This window comes from Nocardia sp. NPDC050710, assembly GCF_040654375.1.
Classification (GTDB): domain Bacteria; phylum Actinomycetota; class Actinomycetes; order Mycobacteriales; family Mycobacteriaceae; genus Nocardia.
Window position 1 is genome coordinate 854,846 of record NZ_JBFAHV010000001.1, and the last position, 16,210, is coordinate 871,055.

Genomic DNA, 16,210 nt, shown 5'->3' on the forward strand with positions numbered 1-16,210 from the left:
GACTTAATATACGACCGGTCGTCTATTAATTGCAACCTCGATGTCCGGAAAGTTCGCCGTAGATTTGCGCCGGCGAACATCTATGCGGTAGGCCGCCAACGACCGCACCGGGCCGCGAACGCCGGAAGGTGCGTCGCGGCGAACTCCGACGGATGCCAGTCGTGCGACGTCACCTCGGCCGTCCAGACGTAGGTCCAGGCCCGCTCGCCCCCGGGATGGATCAGCCGCAGGTCGTATTCGTCGTCCTCGAAGCCGTCGAGCACGGCCCACTCCCCCGCATCCAGTCCGGACAGCACCACACCGCGCGCCACCGTATCGGGATCCGGCACCAGCCCCGGGTAGATCCGCCCCGGCAGCGCGGCCACCCGCCACCCTGGCACCTGCGCGGGCACAGACGCCGGGCACCGCCCGATCAATTCGACCAGCACCTCCGGAAATTGCAGCGTGCCATAGACGAACAGCGCATCCGAGGGCCCCGCCAACCGCGCCAACCGCCCGGCCGCGGGCTCGCTTCCCGCATTCCGCACCGACCACTCCTTCTCGCGGCTCCGCTTCCGATTCTCCCGGATTTCCGATGGCGATTTCGTGCCGATTCGCCGATGGATCCCCTCTCTCGGCGACAGTGCGCGGTTCGCCCGCCTATCCCGAGACCTCGGAGATCTCACTCGGCGCGAGCGAGTGACAGCGAATCTCCTGCCGCTTCCACTTGATCAGCAACCCACCGCACCAGCCGGCCAGCGCCGCGCCGAACGCCATCGCCAGGAATTCGCCGTCGAGCAGATGGCCTATCAGCCCGGTCCCGCCGAAGGCCACTCCCAGCCACGCGGTGTGCTTCGGGTGGCGCCGGATCAGATCGCGCACCGAATGGATCGTATGCCGCACTTCATCGGGATGTTTACAGCACCAGATGACAAAGTAGATCGGCCAGGCGATGGGAAACAACAGGATCAGAATGATGCGCGCGAACATGTCCTGTGCCTCCGTGCCACCCACTGAGCTGGTATCCGGTGACACGGCCCCCGGACGGCCTCGACCCCAAGTGTCCACTACTCGGGCGAACGACGCGAGCTGATCGGTTGACCGGTTGCTCAACCCTTGCCGATGAGCTTCCGGAACGCACCCGCGCCGTGTGCGGAGAAGACCGTCGCCTCGCCGCCGTGCGCGCGATCGGCCCGATCAACCGCCTCCGATTATCGCGGTTGGCCTCGGGCAGGGATGAACCGGTCTCCTCCAACCGCCGAATCGGTAGCGGCCGAGGGTTTTCCGGCTCGACCCCGCGTCCGACGCCGGACCTCAGAGTGCCGGGAGGATATTCGCGTTGTGATGGAAGACGTTATCGGGGTCGTAGGCGGCCTTGATCGCCGCCAGGCGATCGAGTTTGGTGCCGTACACCTCGCGCAGTCCGGCGTCGTCGAATTCGATGATTCCGTTCACATATCCGCCCGCCAGACCGGAATGTGGTTGCAACGCGGCCCAGAAGGCGCGCACCCAGTCCCGTTCGTCCGGCAGCCCGGCGGGGTCGGGGGTGACACCGACGATGAACAGCTGATAATGCGGTGCGCGCGGACCACCGTAGGCGGTGGCGTCGTCGGCGACCGCGCTGAACGCGTGATCCAGGCGGTAGACCAGCGCCAACGACATCGGCGACCGCTTGCGCGGAATGTGCTCGGCGAAGGTCTCGACCACCTCGTCGGTGAATTCGGCGATGCGCGTGCCCTTTTCGTAGGCGCTCATCCCGAAGGCGTTGGCCTCGTCGATCAACTGCTGCAACGCGACGTACGGCATCGGCGTGACCATTTCGAAAACCGGGGTCAGCCGGGCCCGGAACTGGTCGAGCACCTGCGCGTGCTCTTCGGCGTTACCGAAGCCGGTGACCAGCACGGCGGCGCCGGGCCGCAACCACACGGCCTCCGGGACGAACGGCGCGGGCGGTGCGTTCAGCGCACCGAAGACCACCGTGACATCGTGCGGCAGATCCGGCACGATCTCGCGGGCCGCGCGCAGCATCGGAGTCAGCTGATCCAGGTCGAAGAACAGCATCGCGTAGTGGACCATGGGTCCGGCCGGATCGAGGGTGAACTCGAACTCCGTGACGACGCCGAAGTTTCCGCCGCCACCGCGCAGCGCCCACCACAGCTCGGAATGTTCGTCGGCCCTGGCGCGCACGATGCGTCCGTCGGCGAGCACTACCTCGGCGGCGACCAAATGGTCGATGCTCAGCCCGGACCGACGGGTCAGCCAGCCCATTCCGCCGCCGAGGGTGAGCCCGCCGATGCCGGTGTGGCTGACCAGGCCCGCGGGGATGGCCAGCCCATGCTCCTGGGTGGCCCGGTCGACATCGGCCAGCAGGGCGCCGCCCCCGACCCGGGCCCGGCGGGCCTGCGGATCGACCCGCACGTCGTTGAGTTTGCTCAGATCGATCATCAGCGCGTCGTCCGCGATGGATGTGCCCGCCGGATTGTGTGCTCCACCGCGCACGGTCAGATCCACCCCCGAGGCGCGGGCGAAGGTGATGGCCGCGCTGACATCGTCGGGGCCGGCGCACTGGGCGATCGCCAGCGGCCGCCGGTCGATCGAACCGTTCCACACCTTTCGCGCTTCGTCGTACCCGTCGTCGCCTGGCACCACGAGTGCGCCGTCCATCCGCGCCCGCAAGGCGTCGAGGTCGACCGAGGTTCGGGTCATGAGACATCCTTCCCCGCACATGGGTGTTCCCATGTGCTACCGAAGTGTCCCGAGCACCCCGTTCATTATCGACCTCGGCACGCCGATCCCGATACCCGAATTGCCGGGTCGAACCACCGCGAAGTCGAGTAACCGCATCCGGTTGATCGGCAATTCCCCTGGTCAGGGCGGATTTCCGGTGCCGACCGCTCAGTGCGGGCGGTTGGCGCGGATGATGGCGGCCAGGTATTCGTAGTCCTCGGCGCGGGCGGTGGAGGCACGGTAGGCCAGGCCGATGGTGCGGCCAGGGGCGGGGGCGGCGAAATGCGCGATATCCAATGCGCCGCGCGCGGTTTCGGCGGCGATCGCCATCTGCGGAATCAGCGTGACGCCGAGTCCGCCTGCGACACACTGCACCACGGTGGACAGCGACGCGGCCCTGGTGTCGCCGACGGCGCCGGGATGGACATCCGCGGAGCGGCACAGATCGAGGGTCTGATCCCGCAGGCAGTGCCCCTCGTCGAGGAGCAGCAACGGCAGCGTATCCAGCGCGCCCGGCCCGATATCGGTCCGCCCCGCCAGCTCATGGCCACTCGGCGTCACCAGGACGAATTCCTCGGTGTACAAAGGAATCTCGACCACCCCGGGGGTCTGGGTCGGCAGCGCGAGCAACGCGACGTCGAGTACGCCGGTACGCAACCCGTCCAGCAGCCGCGCGGTCTGATCTTCGACCACCTGCGGGTGCAGTGCGGGCAGCCGCTTGCGCAATTCCGGCAGCAACGAGGGCAGAACGTACGGGGCGACGGTCGGGATGATGCCCATCCGCAGGGTGCCGCCGAGCCCGTCGCCGGTCGCGGACGCGACGAAACGGTCGGCCGCCTCCAATGTCGCCATTGCCTGTGGCAGCAGGCGCATTCCGGCGGCGGTGACCAGTACCCGGCGCGTACTGCGTTCGATCAGCTGCAGCCCCAGGCCGTTTTCGAGTGCGGCCAGTGCCTGCGATAACGTGGGTTGGCTCACACTCAGCCGGGCTGCCGCGGTGCCGAAATGGCGGTACTCCGCGATCGCTACGAACGCACGCAGCTGCGAGAGTGTCGGCTGATAAGTCTGATCAGTCACGCCTATCAGTGTAGTGCGACTGATCAGCTTTACCTTTCGCAGGTCTTTAGGCAAGATCCCGATCGAACGCTTCGCACGCCCCACCCCACAAAGGACGAGGAGACAAGCATGGCCCTGCTGACCATCGGCGACCAATTCCCGGCATACAACCTCACCGCGGTAATCGGCGGTGATCTGTCGAAGGTCGACGCTCAGCAGCCCGACGACTACTTCACCCGGATCACCAGCGACGATCACGCGGGCAAGTGGCGCATCGTCTTCTTCTGGCCCAAGGACTTCACCTTCGTGTGCCCGACCGAGATCGCCGCGTTCGGCAAGCTGAACGAGGAGTTCGAGGACCGCGACGCACAGGTCCTCGGCGCCTCGGTGGACAACGAGTTCGTGCACTTCCAGTGGCGCGCCCAGCACGAGGATCTGAAGACCCTGCCCTTCCCGATGCTCTCGGACCTCAAGCGTGAACTGGCCACCGCCACCGGCGTGCTCAACGCCGACGGTGTCGCCGACCGCGCCACCTTCATCATCGACCCGAACAACGAAATCCAGTTCGTCTCGGTCACCGCGGGTTCCGTGGGCCGCAATGTCGACGAGGTGCTGCGCGTGCTCGACGCCCTGCAGTCCGACGAGCTGTGCGCCTGCAACTGGAAGAAGGGCGACCCGACCATCAACGCGGGCGAGCTGCTCGCCGCCAGCGTCTGAGTCGAATCCCGAATCATCGAAAACCACAGAAAGACACGAGGAACGAGCACATGAGCATTGAGAACCTGAAGAACTCCCTCCCCGAGTACGCCAAGGACCTCAAGCTCAACCTGTCATCGATCGCACGCACCACCGTGCTGAACGAACAGCAGCTGTGGGGCACCCTGCTCGCGTCGGCGGCCGCGACCCGGTCGGCGACCACGCTGCGTGAAATCGCCGAGGAGGCCGCCGACACGCTGTCGGCGGAGGCTTACAACGCCGCCCTCGGCGCCGCCTCGATCATGGGCATGAACAATGTGTTCTACCGGGGCAAGGCGTTTCTCGACGGCCGCTACGACGATCTGCGCGCCGGTCTGCGGATGAACATCATCGGCAACCCGGGCGTGGACAAGGCCGATTTCGAACTGTGGTCGTTCGCGGTCTCTTCGATCAACGGATGCGCCCACTGCTTGGAGGCGCACGAGAAGACGCTGCGCGAGGCCGGTGTGTCGCGCGAGGTGATCTTCGAATCGCTGCGCGCGGCCGCCATTGTCGCGGGCGTCGGCCAAGCGGTGCAGTCCACCGAGACCCTCGCCGCCGCGACGGTCTGATCACCGGTTCCACGCACTCCGGCCCCGTCCGAAAAGGACGGGGCCGGAGTAGTTTTCGCGTTCTGCCTGGAATGTCCGACGGTAACCGGGTCGAACCCGCGACGGTAGGCGACGCACGAAGTGTGCGGTTGTGAGCGGCCGCGTCGAGCTCCGCGCCGGTCCGGAATGTGTCGGGACCGTGGATTAGCGTGTACGCCTGGAGCGCGGCCGCCGGTTCGGGGGACCGCGCCGGGTAGTAACCGGGAGGGGAATTCCGTTGAGCCTGAACGACTTCGAGTTGGAGCCCGACGCGACCGAGGTGCCGCGACAGTGGTGGGGGAAGGCCGAGCCGTTCCGTGGGCTCGGACCCGTGCGGGTCTGTGCGCCCGATACCGACGCGGCGGCGGCGACTTCCGCGTTGATCGACGGTTCGAGGGCGCTCATCGACGCGGTACTGACACATCCGCACACCGACCCGCACCTGGCCGAACCGGGTCGCGACTATCTGCGTTCTCCGGCCACCGCCGATCCGGAAGCGGCGGCGGTGATCGGGCTGATCGTGCTACGCCTACCCGATCCGAACCTGGACCGCTCCGCGGTGGCCGACTACCTGAGCCACGCGCACAGCCTCGCGTTCGCGGCCACGGCGCTGACGCGGATGGCGGAATTGTCGATCGTCGATCCCCGCTTCCCCGACAGCGTGTGGTCGTCGACGTTCGGTGAGCCGATGCTGCGGCGAGTGCCGTCGCCGGGCACGACCTACCTGACGCAGCGGCCGATGCGGCGCATGCGGGCGCTGCTCGCCGCGGCGCCGGAGGCCGAGTACGCTGCGGCCCGCGACCGGCTCGCGCCGGTTCGCATCGGCGGTCCGGCGAATCCGGCCACCACCTTCCTGCTGCCCACCGAACAGGATTGGCTGGCAGCCGATCTCGCGTTTGTCGGAACCGAGGCGACCGACGAGGTGGCCGCGGCCCGGCTGCTGGCCTGTGTGCGCGATCCCGGACACGCGCAGGCCCTCATCGGTAGGGTTCGGGCGCACACCCTGAGCTCGTGGCCCGAGTTGATCCACAGTCTCGGCGTGCAATTGGGTCTCGGGTGCACCGATGTGCTGGTCCGGCTCTATCGACGGATCGCCGAAGCGAAACCGCGCAGGCGGATTGTCACGATGTTGACGCAACTGGACACCTACGAGGCCCTCATGGCGCTGCTGAACCTCCTCGACGCGCCCTACGTCCAGCCCGCGCTGATCGATATCGCCGCCCGGGCGCCGCGCCGCGCCCTGTGGTTATTCGGCTCCACCGCACCGAATTCCGCGACCGCTGAGTTGTTCCGCGCGCACCTTCGCGTCCACCCCGACGTCGCCCGCAGTGCGCTGGACTGTGCCCTGCCGCAGGGTATGCGCGAGGTCGTGCGGGCGGAGCTCGCGGCTCTCGGCGCCACCGATCCCGCACCGCCGGACCATGTCCCGGAGATTCTGCGCAACCCACCGTGGGCACGCCCACGCCCCGAGCCGCAGGTGGTGGTCGGGTTGGCGCACCCGTCGCAGGTGCGGGTGGCGTGGAAGCCCGGTGAGCGGGAGCGATGGCTGATCCCGAAGTTCGGCGACGAGGCGCTGCACCGGGCGCTCGGTGAGTACGGCTATCCGCACCGTCCTCCGCTTCCCGGTGCCGCTCCGGTCACCATGTCCGGTTTCGCCGCGCGGGCGCTGGCATCCCTGGATCTCGCCGCGGCGCAACCGTGGCTGCGGGCAGGCAGTTTCCGCCGGGTGGACCCGTGGGATCTGATGCCGCTGCTGGCCCAGCACGGCTCCGCCGCCCACGCCATCGTGTGCGACGCGCTCGATCACTGCATCCGCACCCTCGAACCAGAGCTCGCGCCGGTGGCGAGCCCCGGCATGCTCGCGTTGGTCGTCCGAGCATTGGAGCGAAGGACCCTGCGCGCCACGGCCTTCGACTGGTTGCGCCGCCACCCCGGCTACGCCGCGACGGCTTTGATTCCCACGGCCGTCGGCACACCGGGCCGGGAACGCCGGTCCGCCGAGAATGCCCTGCGAACCCTCGACGAACTCGGCTTCCGCGACGAAATATCTACCGCCGCAATCGAATACGGCGACGCCGCGCTGGCGGCGACGCTCGCGGTGCTGGTGACCGATCCGATCACCATCCTGCCCAACCGCATGCCGAGCCCGCCGAGCTGGCTCGCCCCGACCGCTCTACCCCCGATAGCCCTCGCCGACGGCGGACACACCTTGCCGCTGCCCGCCGTCGAACACCTGTTGACAATGATGCGGTTGTCCGAACCCGGCGCGCCCTATCCCGGCCTCGCCCGCGTCAAAGCCGCCTGCGACCCGGCTTCGCTGGCGGCCGCCGTCCGGACGGTGCACGAACAGTGGCGCCGCGCCGGTGCGCACACCCGCGACACCTGGGTGTGGGAGGCGCTCGGCGGCCTCGGCGACGACAGCACCGTCGAACTACTGTTGGACACCATCCGCGCCGACACCTCCGATGCCCGCGCCGTCAGTGCGCTGGACGCGCTCGTCGCGATCGGCTCCGATGCGGCCCTACTCGCGCTGAAGACGTTGAGCGAGAAGGTGAAAACGAAACGCGTCCGCGAGGGCGCCCGAGCCCGGATCGCCACGGTCGCGGCGTCGCTCGGGCTCACCGCCGATCAGCTCGCCGACCGCCTGGTCCCCGATCTCGGACTACGTCCCGACGGTACCGCCATCCTGGATTTCGGCTCGCGCCGGTTCGTCATCGGCTTCGACGAACAGCTGCGCCCAACCATCTCCGACCCGAATGGCCGCCGCCGCAAGGCTTTACCGAAACCGGGTGTCCACGACGATCCGGAACTGGCGGCCGCGGCCACCGCCACCTTCCGCCGAGTGAAGAAGAACGCCATCGCGATCCGGGCCGACCAGATCCTGCGCATGGAGCGCGCCATGACCGGCGGCCGCCGCTTCACCTTGGATGAGCTGCGCGGCCTGTTCATCGATCACCCTCTGCGCCAACACATCACGCGCCGCATTCTCTGGGCCGTCTACGACGGCCACATCCTGCGCCGCGCGTTCCGCATCGCGGCGGACAACACCTTCGCCGATATTCACGACACCGTCATCGACCTGCCCGCCGATGCCGTGATCGGCGTCCCCCATCCCCTCGACCTCGGCCCTGACGACACCGCCGCCTGGCGCACCACCTTCACCGAGTACGCATTACTCCAGCCCTTCGAACAACTCGACCGCGCCGTCTACCGTGAACCCGCGCTGGCCGACGTATCCGCGATCGACGCGGCGCCGGGTACGACAGTCGACAGCGCCCGACTGCTCGGACTCCCCCGCCGCGGCTGGCTGCGCCCCGAAACCGGCGACGGCGGCCTGTATCTCTACCCATTCGCCAAACCCCTTGCCCCCAACCGTTTCTTCCTCCTCGAGGTAGACCCGGCAATGCACGCCGCCGCCCCCACCGACCCTCCGGAACGCACCATTCGCTACGCGCGCCTGTCCTATAGCACCACCGTCCACACCAAGGCCCCCACCTTCGCCGACCTGAGCCCCCTCGCCACGTCCGAAATCCTGCGCGATCTGACCTGGCTCGGAGGTCCGACCGTCCCGGGGCGGTGAAGAGCCGCGCGAGGCCCGCCGCCGACAGCCGGAACAACGACAACACCGCGGCGTCGTATCCGGTGGCTCGGCCGTCGTCCTCACCTGCGTACACCGCCTGGCCACCCGGCATCGCGAGTACTGCTTCCTGGGTCTGGTACACCGACTCGACGCCCGAGTACAGCACCAGCGCCCCCGGTCCGCTGTCGGTCGGCGTCCGGCCACGCAACGTGGTTCGAGCACGGCGGTGGCCTCGTCGTCCACCGGGGAGACCACCTGCTACACGAGGGGTGCCCGACCACCATCGAGGGGCGCACCGCGTCGGCGGCTACGGCGCGACGACCCGCAGGCTCGCTTTCCCGGACTACTCAACGCACACGGCGATCACCCAGTAGCTCCCGCCGGGACGCGGGTGTCCGGTTCAGGTCAATTGTCCGGTTGCCAGATCACGCACTTCAGCTATTAGTCAGCTATCAGAAAGGTCACAGGATCGCGGCTCGGGCGGGGTGACCTCAGGATTTGCGGCAAACCAGGGACGGCGGTGCCACTTTCGCCGATTCCATATCCCGAGAGGGCGGTAGGCTCGCGACCATGGGCACACAGGGTGAACCGGAGGCCATGGGGACACGGGTCGAGGTAGTGCGCGTGTTCACGGATGCGGCCGGGCGGCTCGGGAACGAGCTGGGAATCGCCCGGGCAAGCGATGTCGCCGACGCCGACCCGCAGGCGCTGGCGGCCCGGATCGGGTACAGCGAAACCGTGGTGGTGGGGGATCCGGTCGACGAGGTGGCGCGGGTGCGCATCTACACCCCGGCCGTCGAGCTGCCGTTCGCCGGGCACCCGTCGGTGGGCACCGCGTGGTGGTTTGCCGAGCAGGGTATCCCGGTGCGCGTGTTGGACGTCCCCGCCGGACCCGTGGCCGTCGAACTGACCGATGGGCTCACCTGGATCAAGGCACGCGGCGAATGGGCCCCCGACTTCACCTTCCATCAGCTCGAGGATGCCGAGGAACTCGCGGCGCTGCGCCCGGACGACTTCACCGGCGGACCACACTATGTGTGGACGTGGACCGACGAACACCGCGGCACCATGCGGTCCCGCATGTTCGCGCCCACCATGGGCATCGCCGAGGACGAGGCGACGGGCGCCGCCGCCGTAGCCCTTACCGCTCAGCTGCGCCGCAGCCTGGTCATCACCCAGGGCCGAGGTTCCCAGCTCTTCACCCAATGGGACTCCGACGGCTGGGTCCACCTCGGCGGCCGAGTCGCCGCCGACTCGGTGATCGATCTGTAGCTGACCCGGGCACCTGGCGCGGCCCTCCGAACGAGCCCGCCCGGACATCCCTGCGCTATGCCGCGACGTGTTCCACCCTCACGGCTCGGGCGCGCCGTTCACCAGCGGATACCACCACCGACCGTAATACCGGCTACGCCGTGCCGGTATGTCCCACCGTGCCGGGACGGTCGAGAGAAGCGGCATCGTCGCAATGGAACAAGCGGCGCGCTCATGTAACCACCAGTACCGCCGTGCCTGTGCGCTCCACAAATGCCGGGCCGACAGTCGAGAAAGCGGCATCGTCGCGATCGAACAACCAGCGCACTCCGCGCAACTCGCCAGGGACCGCCAATGCCGGGCCGACGGTCGTGAAGAGCGGCATCGTCGTGAGGGAACAACCGGCGCACTCCGCGCGACTAACCCAGGACCGCCGCTACCAGCATGTACGCCGTGCCGAGGTCCATGACGATATGCGGCACCACGGCCGAAGAGGGTGCTGCGTCGGCGGGGTCCAGGGGGTGGCCGAGCCAGTGGTGGCAGCGGCCGGCGCGCAACGCTACCAGTACAGCGAGGGCGTCGGCGCCGAAGAGACCGGCGAGGGCGAGCGCGGGGACCGAAGCGGGGCCGCTGTGGCCGGTACCGGAGTGGCCCGACATGGCGTACAGCATTGCGGCCGCGGCGATTACGTGATAGCCGATGGCAACGATACGGGCGGTGGTGAGGCCGCGGCCGTCGGTGCGCCACTCCGCGATCCGGCTCACCAGCAGGGCCGCGAAGACCACGGTCATGGCGGTCAGGACGCCGCGCATCGCATGCGGGTTCGCGCCCGCGGGGAATACCAGCATGGCCAGCATCACCAGGCACATGATCAGGTGCGCGGCATCGGATTCGTGATAGGCGATCCGCGAGGTCGACATCGGAAGCGAATCCTGTTGCGGTCCAGCATAATCCACGCTAGTAGCATCATCCGGCCAGCCACCCGGGAGGCGGTGCTGCCCCGCCGATTCCCGTACTCCGACGGCGGGCGCGGCCAAACGCCCGATCACCATCGTGGCCGCGACCAGGAACGCCACCACCACCGCCCACCGCAACGCGGTGTACTCCTGCACGAACTCCACCACACCCACCACCTCTCGTCGCGGCGATCGTGGGTCTCCACCCTCCATGCTCGCACCCGAACCGGTCTCGGGATACCTTTTCAGCCACCATCCGGCACCCGCCACGCCGAGAGACCCGCTCACCGCATCCGGAACACCGGACCGCGCGGATGAAAGGGCAGGGACGCGCCCGCGGGAATGAGGAACGCATGCTCCCGCCGCACTCGCAGCACCTCGCATTGTCCGTCGGTGATGATCAGAATCGGTCCCTCGGCCGGGAAGTCCTCGGCACGTTCGAGCAGACGGATGCCGGGTTGCAGGACGGTGCCGCCGCGACCGCGCACCCGCACGCCGCGGGCGATCTCCTCGACCGGCACATATCCGGCGTCGTAGGCCGCGGCATCGCAATAGACGACGCGGGCGCGCGGCACCTCCCGCGCGAGGGCGTAGGAGGCGATGGCGCCCAACCCTTTTCCGAGCAGCGTGACGTCCATGGAGCCCGAGGTGTCCAGCACCACCCCGAATGTCGGCAGGCGCACGTTCTCCTCCGGCCGCACCCAGGCCGGGCGCGGAATATCGGGTGTGGCGGCCTGCCGACGGGACGCGCGCGCGTAACTGCGTCGCTTGTCCACGGTCGGGACGTGTTCGTCGAACCAGCGGGCGAGCTGGGCATCCCATGGCAACGGTGGTTGGTCCAGCGCCCGGATCGCCTGTTCCAACGCGGCGGGCACGGTGCCGCGCCCGCTGTTCAGGTGGTAGGCCAGGCCGGTGACCAGCGCGTTGCGGTAGTACTCGTCCAGATCGACATAGCGGCCCGCATTTCCGGGGTGCGGAATCGGCTCGCCGAGCACATCGCCGCGTCCGCGTCCGCGCAGTGTCGCCAGTTTGCGCAGCCGACGCAGGTCTACCGCGATCCGATCGTAAATCTCTTCGGCCGAACAGCCTTTCAGCTCCGGGTCGTAGAGCAGTCCGTCGGGCATCTCGCCCACATTCATCTCCACCAGCCACCCGTTCACCACGTAATCGCAGGCGATATTGAACAGGTAGTGGTCGCGCCATCCGGCGCGTTCGCCGTGGCGCAGCGCGGCGTGCAGCATTTCGTGAGCCAGCACGAACCGCCATTCCTCGTCCCGCAGTCCGGCGAGCGGGTTGATGTAGATCTCCGCCGCCTCGGCATTGACGGCGGCGATCGAAATATCCCAGTCGCGGGCGAGATCGGCGTCGGCGACCACCGTCATCCCGGCGGCGAGCGCACCGAGCAGCGGGAAGGAGGAGACGAACCAGCCCAGCGCGGCGTCCCATGCCCGCTTCGGCCGCAATCCGTCCTTCGTATGCTCGCCGCCCGCGGTCGCGAGGGCATCGCGTGCCGCGGCGGCGAGCCCGGCCGCGAACAGGCCGGGAAAGTCGGATCGTTTCGCGACCTCGGCATCACCGATAAGGAAATCGGGCGATTCGGTGCGCTCGTAGGCCGCGGGCACCGCCGTCTCCCGCCAGCGCGCGCCGGTCTCATGTTCGTCGGAAATGTGTGGGGGGAACGCGAATTCGTCCGGGCGTCGGCCGATCTTCATGGTGGTCAAATATTGGTCGACGACCGCGCAGCATGCGGCGCGGTAGGCGGGGTGCGGTTCCGCGTGATCGTGGTCCCAGCTGGTTTCGGCGATGATGTTGCCCGGCGGCGTCGTCCGCGGATCCAGATGACCGAACCCGGCGTGCAGTAGACAATGCGCGAATACCCATGCCCATTCCGCGGCGTCAGCGCGGCGTTTCGGGTGGTAGTACACCCCGCTCCCGGAGACGTAGGCCCAGATGTCGCGGGGCATTCGATCGTCGAGCTTGTACAGCGCATGCGGCAGGTGCCGGAAGGCGAGATGCGATCGCGTCGACTTCCAGCCGTCCATCATCGCCTGTAGCCACGGGTCGACCTTCCCGCGTTTGGCACTCATTCGGCACCGTTCCCGATCCTATTGCGGCGCACGATGATCAGCGCCGCGCGGCCAGGCGCGGCAGGTCGCGACTGACCTCGATGAGGAACCAGGTGGGTAGCACCGGCGCGCCGTTCTCGTCCGACGCGATCACCAATTGCGCGCATTCGACCGAGATTTCGGCCAATTCGATGAGCATCGCCTTGGCCCGGATCACGAATCGGCCGACAGCGGGCGAGACGTGTTCGCGCGCACCGGGCAATTCCTTGATCAGCCGGGCGCGGAAGGTTTCGGACAGGAAGTACAGCAGGTCACGATCGGCGGGTTCGCGCGGCCAGCCCGCGTCACCCTTGAGCACCGCCTCCAGATCGTAGGCATGCCGAATGGTCTTGACGAAGGCGCGGAAGGCGGACGCGTGCCCGGCGGTGAGCGTACCCGCGGCCACTACCTCCAGCACGGTGTCATCGATCTCGTCGCCGCAGGAGTGCAGGGCATCGGAGAGCATATGCCAGCCGCGCGGGGTGGAGAACGGCGCTTCGGTCTTCGGCGGCGCGGACCACAGGTGGTCCGGACGCTGGGTCAGGTAGCGCACGATCCACGGGTGAATATCGTTGAGCGCGGCCCATTTCAGCCAGTCGTCGACATCAGCGCGCAGATGGAGGTGCACCATGCGGTTGACCAGCGCCGAGGCCATCGGCCGGGCCAGCGCATTGTCGGTGGCCCGGTTACCCGCGCCGATCACCACCGAACCGGCGGGCAATTCGTAGGTGCCGATCCGGCGGTCCAGGATCAGCGAGTAGAACGATTTCTGCACCTCGGGTGCGGCGGCATTCAGCTCGTCGAGGAACAGGCAGTAGGGTTCGGGCCGCGCGATCAGCTCCGGTGGGGCGAAGCGGCTGCGGTCCCCGACGATCTGCGGGACCCCGATCAGATCCTCCGGCGCCAGCTGGGTGCCCAGCAGGGTGACGCAGTCCAGCCCGAGTGATTCGGCGAAGGTCCGCACCAGCGAACTCTTGCCGATTCCCGGCGCACCCCACAGGAATACCGGGCGCACCACGGCAACGTGCAGCAGCAACTCCGGTAGCTGGTCCGGGGTTACCGTGACCGTTGCCTCCATACCCTTCTCCTCCCCCGTTCGCTCATCACGGGAAAGGTACCGAGGACACGGCCGTGCGGCCAGCGGTTTTTCGCGGTGCGCGGATCTCAGCGGTGCGCGGAACGCCGTTGTCTCTCCGTGGCGGCGCGCGCGAAACGCCCCGGTGACATACCTCGCCACTGTTTGAACGCGTTGGAGAAGCTCGACGCTCCCGAATATCCCATCCGATAGGCCACATCCTCGACGGTCAGCCCGGTGGCCAGCAGTTCCTCGGCGAGGCTGCCATAGGTTTCGGTGCAGAGCTGTCGGTACGAGGTGCCCTCTTCGGCGAGGCGACGGCGCATCGTGCGCAGGCTCATATGCAGGCCGGCCGCCACATCCTCCTGGGTGACACGGCCGTTCATCCGACGCAGCAATATCTCGCGTACCGAACCGGCGACACCCTCCCGCACCAATCCGCGCTGCCGCAGCAGCTCGGCACACTGCTCCTCGAAGACCTGGACGGTATACGGGCTCGCCTGCGGCATCGGGGCATCGATGGCGGTCGCGTCGAACACCGCCACGTGCGGACCCGCGCAGTTGATACTGGGCACCCCGTACCCCTCCAGGATCGGCAGCAGCCGCGGGCGCAGCCCACCGGCGATCTCGCCGCGGAGCATCGGCGGCGGGACGCCGAAGACCAGCATCCAATTCGACAGCAGCGCGGACAGATCCCGCTCCAGTAGGAATCCGCGCAGATCCTCGGGCACCGCGCGGTCATCCAGGTACAGCCACCACTCCGCATCGCGGTAGACGTGCCAGGCCCGCCCGAACGAGGTCATCAGGCTGAAATACCGCATGGCGATATCGATCGCCGACCGCACGGTGGGGCTGCTCATCACGGCCAGTCCGAATACGCCGAGCGACGTTGCATGGGTCCGGATTCCGGCCTCGGTGGCGAATCCGGGCGGGTCGCCCAATGCGGTGACGATATTGCGCGCGACTGTCAGTTCCTGCCCGGCGGTGATCTCCGCGCCGGGTGTCTCGAGCGTCGGCGGATCAATGCCGGTGCCGCGAAGGCACTCCCGCGTCGCCAGCCCGCGCTCACCTGCGATTTCCACGAGAATTGCCGCGTTGACCATCGCCCGCCGCCACTCCCATGAGGACACCCGTCCATGGTCGTCCGTGGTGACCGAAGTTCACAAGGTTTCTGGCCCGAATTCGGATGGACGCCGCCGATCCCGTGAGTACAACGGGTACCCGGTCCTCGCCGCTGGCCGATATTCGCAAGATTGCGGCCGGCATCGCACGCGGTAGCCGAGTTCGGCTCCCAGCAAACCGAACTGACCGATATGCGCAAGGTCGTGACCCGATATCGCATGGCACCGGCATCGGCCCGCGCCTATCGTCATGGCTATCGTGGGGCGAAGATCAAGGTAGGCGAAACAATGCCGAGAAAGACGCTTGTCGGCACGCGCGTCGCGATCACCGGGGGCACCTACGGGATCGGCAAGGAGACCGCGTTGGCCTTCCTCGCCGCGGGGGCCGATGTCGCGATCGGCGATGCGGATGCGGGCAAAGTACGCGCAATCACGGTGCAGCTGAACCGGATTCACCGCGGCAATATGGTCGGGCTACCGGTCGACGTCACCGACTGCGCCCGATTCGCCGAATTCCTGGATGCCGCCGAATACAGACTGGGCGGTCTGGATGTGGTGGTGAACGCCGCCGACATCGAACCGACCGAATCATTTCTGATGGAGACGGAGTGGGACTCCAACCGGCAGATCGACACGAATCTGCGCGCCGTCATCACCGGATCCCGGATCGCGGGCATTCGATTCGTCGAACAGGGGCACGGACATATCGTCAATATCGGCTCCGCCATCGGCGTCACGGCCGCATTGGGCGCGGCGGTGTACTCGGCGACCAAACACGCGGTGGTCGGCCTCGGCACCGCACTACATCGCGGACTGGCCGAACAGGGCGTCACCGTCAGTACCATCGCGCCCGGCTACGCGCCCGATCCGGACATGGTGGCCGACACAATCGTCGACTGCGTCGCGCACCGGCGCGGCGGACTGGTGGTAGTACCGCCCAACGCCTGGTTCCGTAGCGGAATGCCGGACCCCGTGCGGTTGCGGCTCGCGATCGGGCGGATGCTGGGGATCATGTGAGATGTTCGCGCCGTACGC

Annotated in this window: 13 protein-coding genes; 5 read left to right on the forward strand and 8 right to left on the reverse strand. The window is 67.8% G+C overall.

The window, feature by feature from the left end:
• Window positions 1–80: 80 nt before the first annotated feature.
• The 4 genes from AB0H61_RS03980 to AB0H61_RS03995 all read right to left on the reverse strand — a co-directional run bounded on the left by AB0H61_RS03980 (window position 81) and on the right by AB0H61_RS03995 (window position 3,783).
• Entirely contained in the window at window positions 81–527 is a 447-nt protein-coding gene (locus AB0H61_RS03980; RefSeq protein WP_357298891.1) for a gamma-glutamylcyclotransferase family protein, read from the reverse strand.
• Between the two features lie 112 nt (window positions 528–639).
• On the reverse strand, window positions 640–969 hold the full coding sequence (locus tag AB0H61_RS03985) for a hypothetical protein (RefSeq protein ID WP_357298894.1): 330 nt from the start codon (window positions 967–969) through the stop codon (window positions 640–642).
• 324 nt (window positions 970–1,293) lie between these two features.
• Window positions 1,294–2,685: an FAD-binding oxidoreductase gene (locus AB0H61_RS03990; RefSeq protein WP_357298895.1), complete on the reverse strand. Its 1,392-nt coding sequence runs from the start codon at window positions 2,683–2,685 to the stop codon at window positions 1,294–1,296.
• A 189-nt stretch (window positions 2,686–2,874) separates the two neighbouring features.
• On the reverse strand, window positions 2,875–3,783 hold the full coding sequence (locus AB0H61_RS03995; protein ID WP_357298898.1) for a hydrogen peroxide-inducible genes activator: 909 nt from the start codon (window positions 3,781–3,783) through the stop codon (window positions 2,875–2,877).
• Between the two features lie 108 nt (window positions 3,784–3,891).
• On the opposite strand from AB0H61_RS03995, the gene AB0H61_RS04000 reads away from it, so the two are divergent.
• The 4 genes from AB0H61_RS04000 (at window position 3,892) to AB0H61_RS04015 (ending at window position 9,939) form a co-directional block, all read left to right on the forward strand.
• Window positions 3,892–4,479, forward strand: a complete 588-nt coding sequence (locus AB0H61_RS04000; RefSeq protein ID WP_062989062.1) for a peroxiredoxin — start codon at window positions 3,892–3,894, stop codon at window positions 4,477–4,479.
• Window positions 4,480–4,529: 50 nt separating this feature from the next.
• Window positions 4,530–5,069 carry a carboxymuconolactone decarboxylase family protein gene (locus AB0H61_RS04005; RefSeq protein ID WP_357298901.1) on the forward strand — a complete coding sequence of 180 codons (540 nt, stop codon included), beginning with the start codon at window positions 4,530–4,532 and terminating at the stop codon, window positions 5,067–5,069.
• Window positions 5,070–5,325: 256 nt separating this feature from the next.
• The gene (locus AB0H61_RS04010; RefSeq protein WP_357298903.1) at window positions 5,326–8,667 is read left to right on the forward strand and encodes a DUF4132 domain-containing protein; all 3,342 of its coding nucleotides are present in this window, start codon (window positions 5,326–5,328) and stop codon (window positions 8,665–8,667) included.
• A 597-nt stretch (window positions 8,668–9,264) separates the two neighbouring features.
• Window positions 9,265–9,939, forward strand: coding sequence for a PhzF family phenazine biosynthesis protein (locus AB0H61_RS04015; RefSeq protein WP_357299851.1), 675 nt, complete (start codon window positions 9,265–9,267; stop codon window positions 9,937–9,939).
• Window positions 9,940–10,337: 398 nt separating this feature from the next.
• On the opposite strand, the gene AB0H61_RS04020 is transcribed toward AB0H61_RS04015, so the two are convergent.
• From AB0H61_RS04020 to AB0H61_RS04035, 4 genes are all read right to left on the reverse strand, one after another.
• The gene (locus AB0H61_RS04020) at window positions 10,338–11,042 is read right to left on the reverse strand and encodes a DUF5134 domain-containing protein (RefSeq protein ID WP_357298905.1); all 705 of its coding nucleotides are present in this window, start codon (window positions 11,040–11,042) and stop codon (window positions 10,338–10,340) included.
• Window positions 11,043–11,158: 116 nt separating this feature from the next.
• A complete protein-coding gene (locus AB0H61_RS04025; RefSeq protein ID WP_357298908.1) occupies window positions 11,159–12,961 on the reverse strand; it encodes a hypothetical protein in 1,803 nt (600 codons plus the stop codon).
• Window positions 12,962–12,998: 37 nt separating this feature from the next.
• A complete protein-coding gene (locus AB0H61_RS04030; RefSeq protein ID WP_357298910.1) occupies window positions 12,999–14,057 on the reverse strand; it encodes a MoxR family ATPase in 1,059 nt (352 codons plus the stop codon).
• An 86-nt stretch (window positions 14,058–14,143) separates the two neighbouring features.
• Window positions 14,144–15,184, reverse strand: coding sequence for an AraC family transcriptional regulator ligand-binding domain-containing protein (locus tag AB0H61_RS04035; RefSeq protein ID WP_357298912.1), 1,041 nt, complete (start codon window positions 15,182–15,184; stop codon window positions 14,144–14,146).
• Between the two features lie 279 nt (window positions 15,185–15,463).
• Here AB0H61_RS04035 and AB0H61_RS04040 point away from each other — a divergent pair, with 279 nt between their 5' ends.
• Window positions 15,464–16,192, forward strand: coding sequence for an SDR family NAD(P)-dependent oxidoreductase (locus AB0H61_RS04040; protein ID WP_357298915.1), 729 nt, complete (start codon window positions 15,464–15,466; stop codon window positions 16,190–16,192).
• Window positions 16,193–16,210 lie beyond the last annotated feature (18 nt).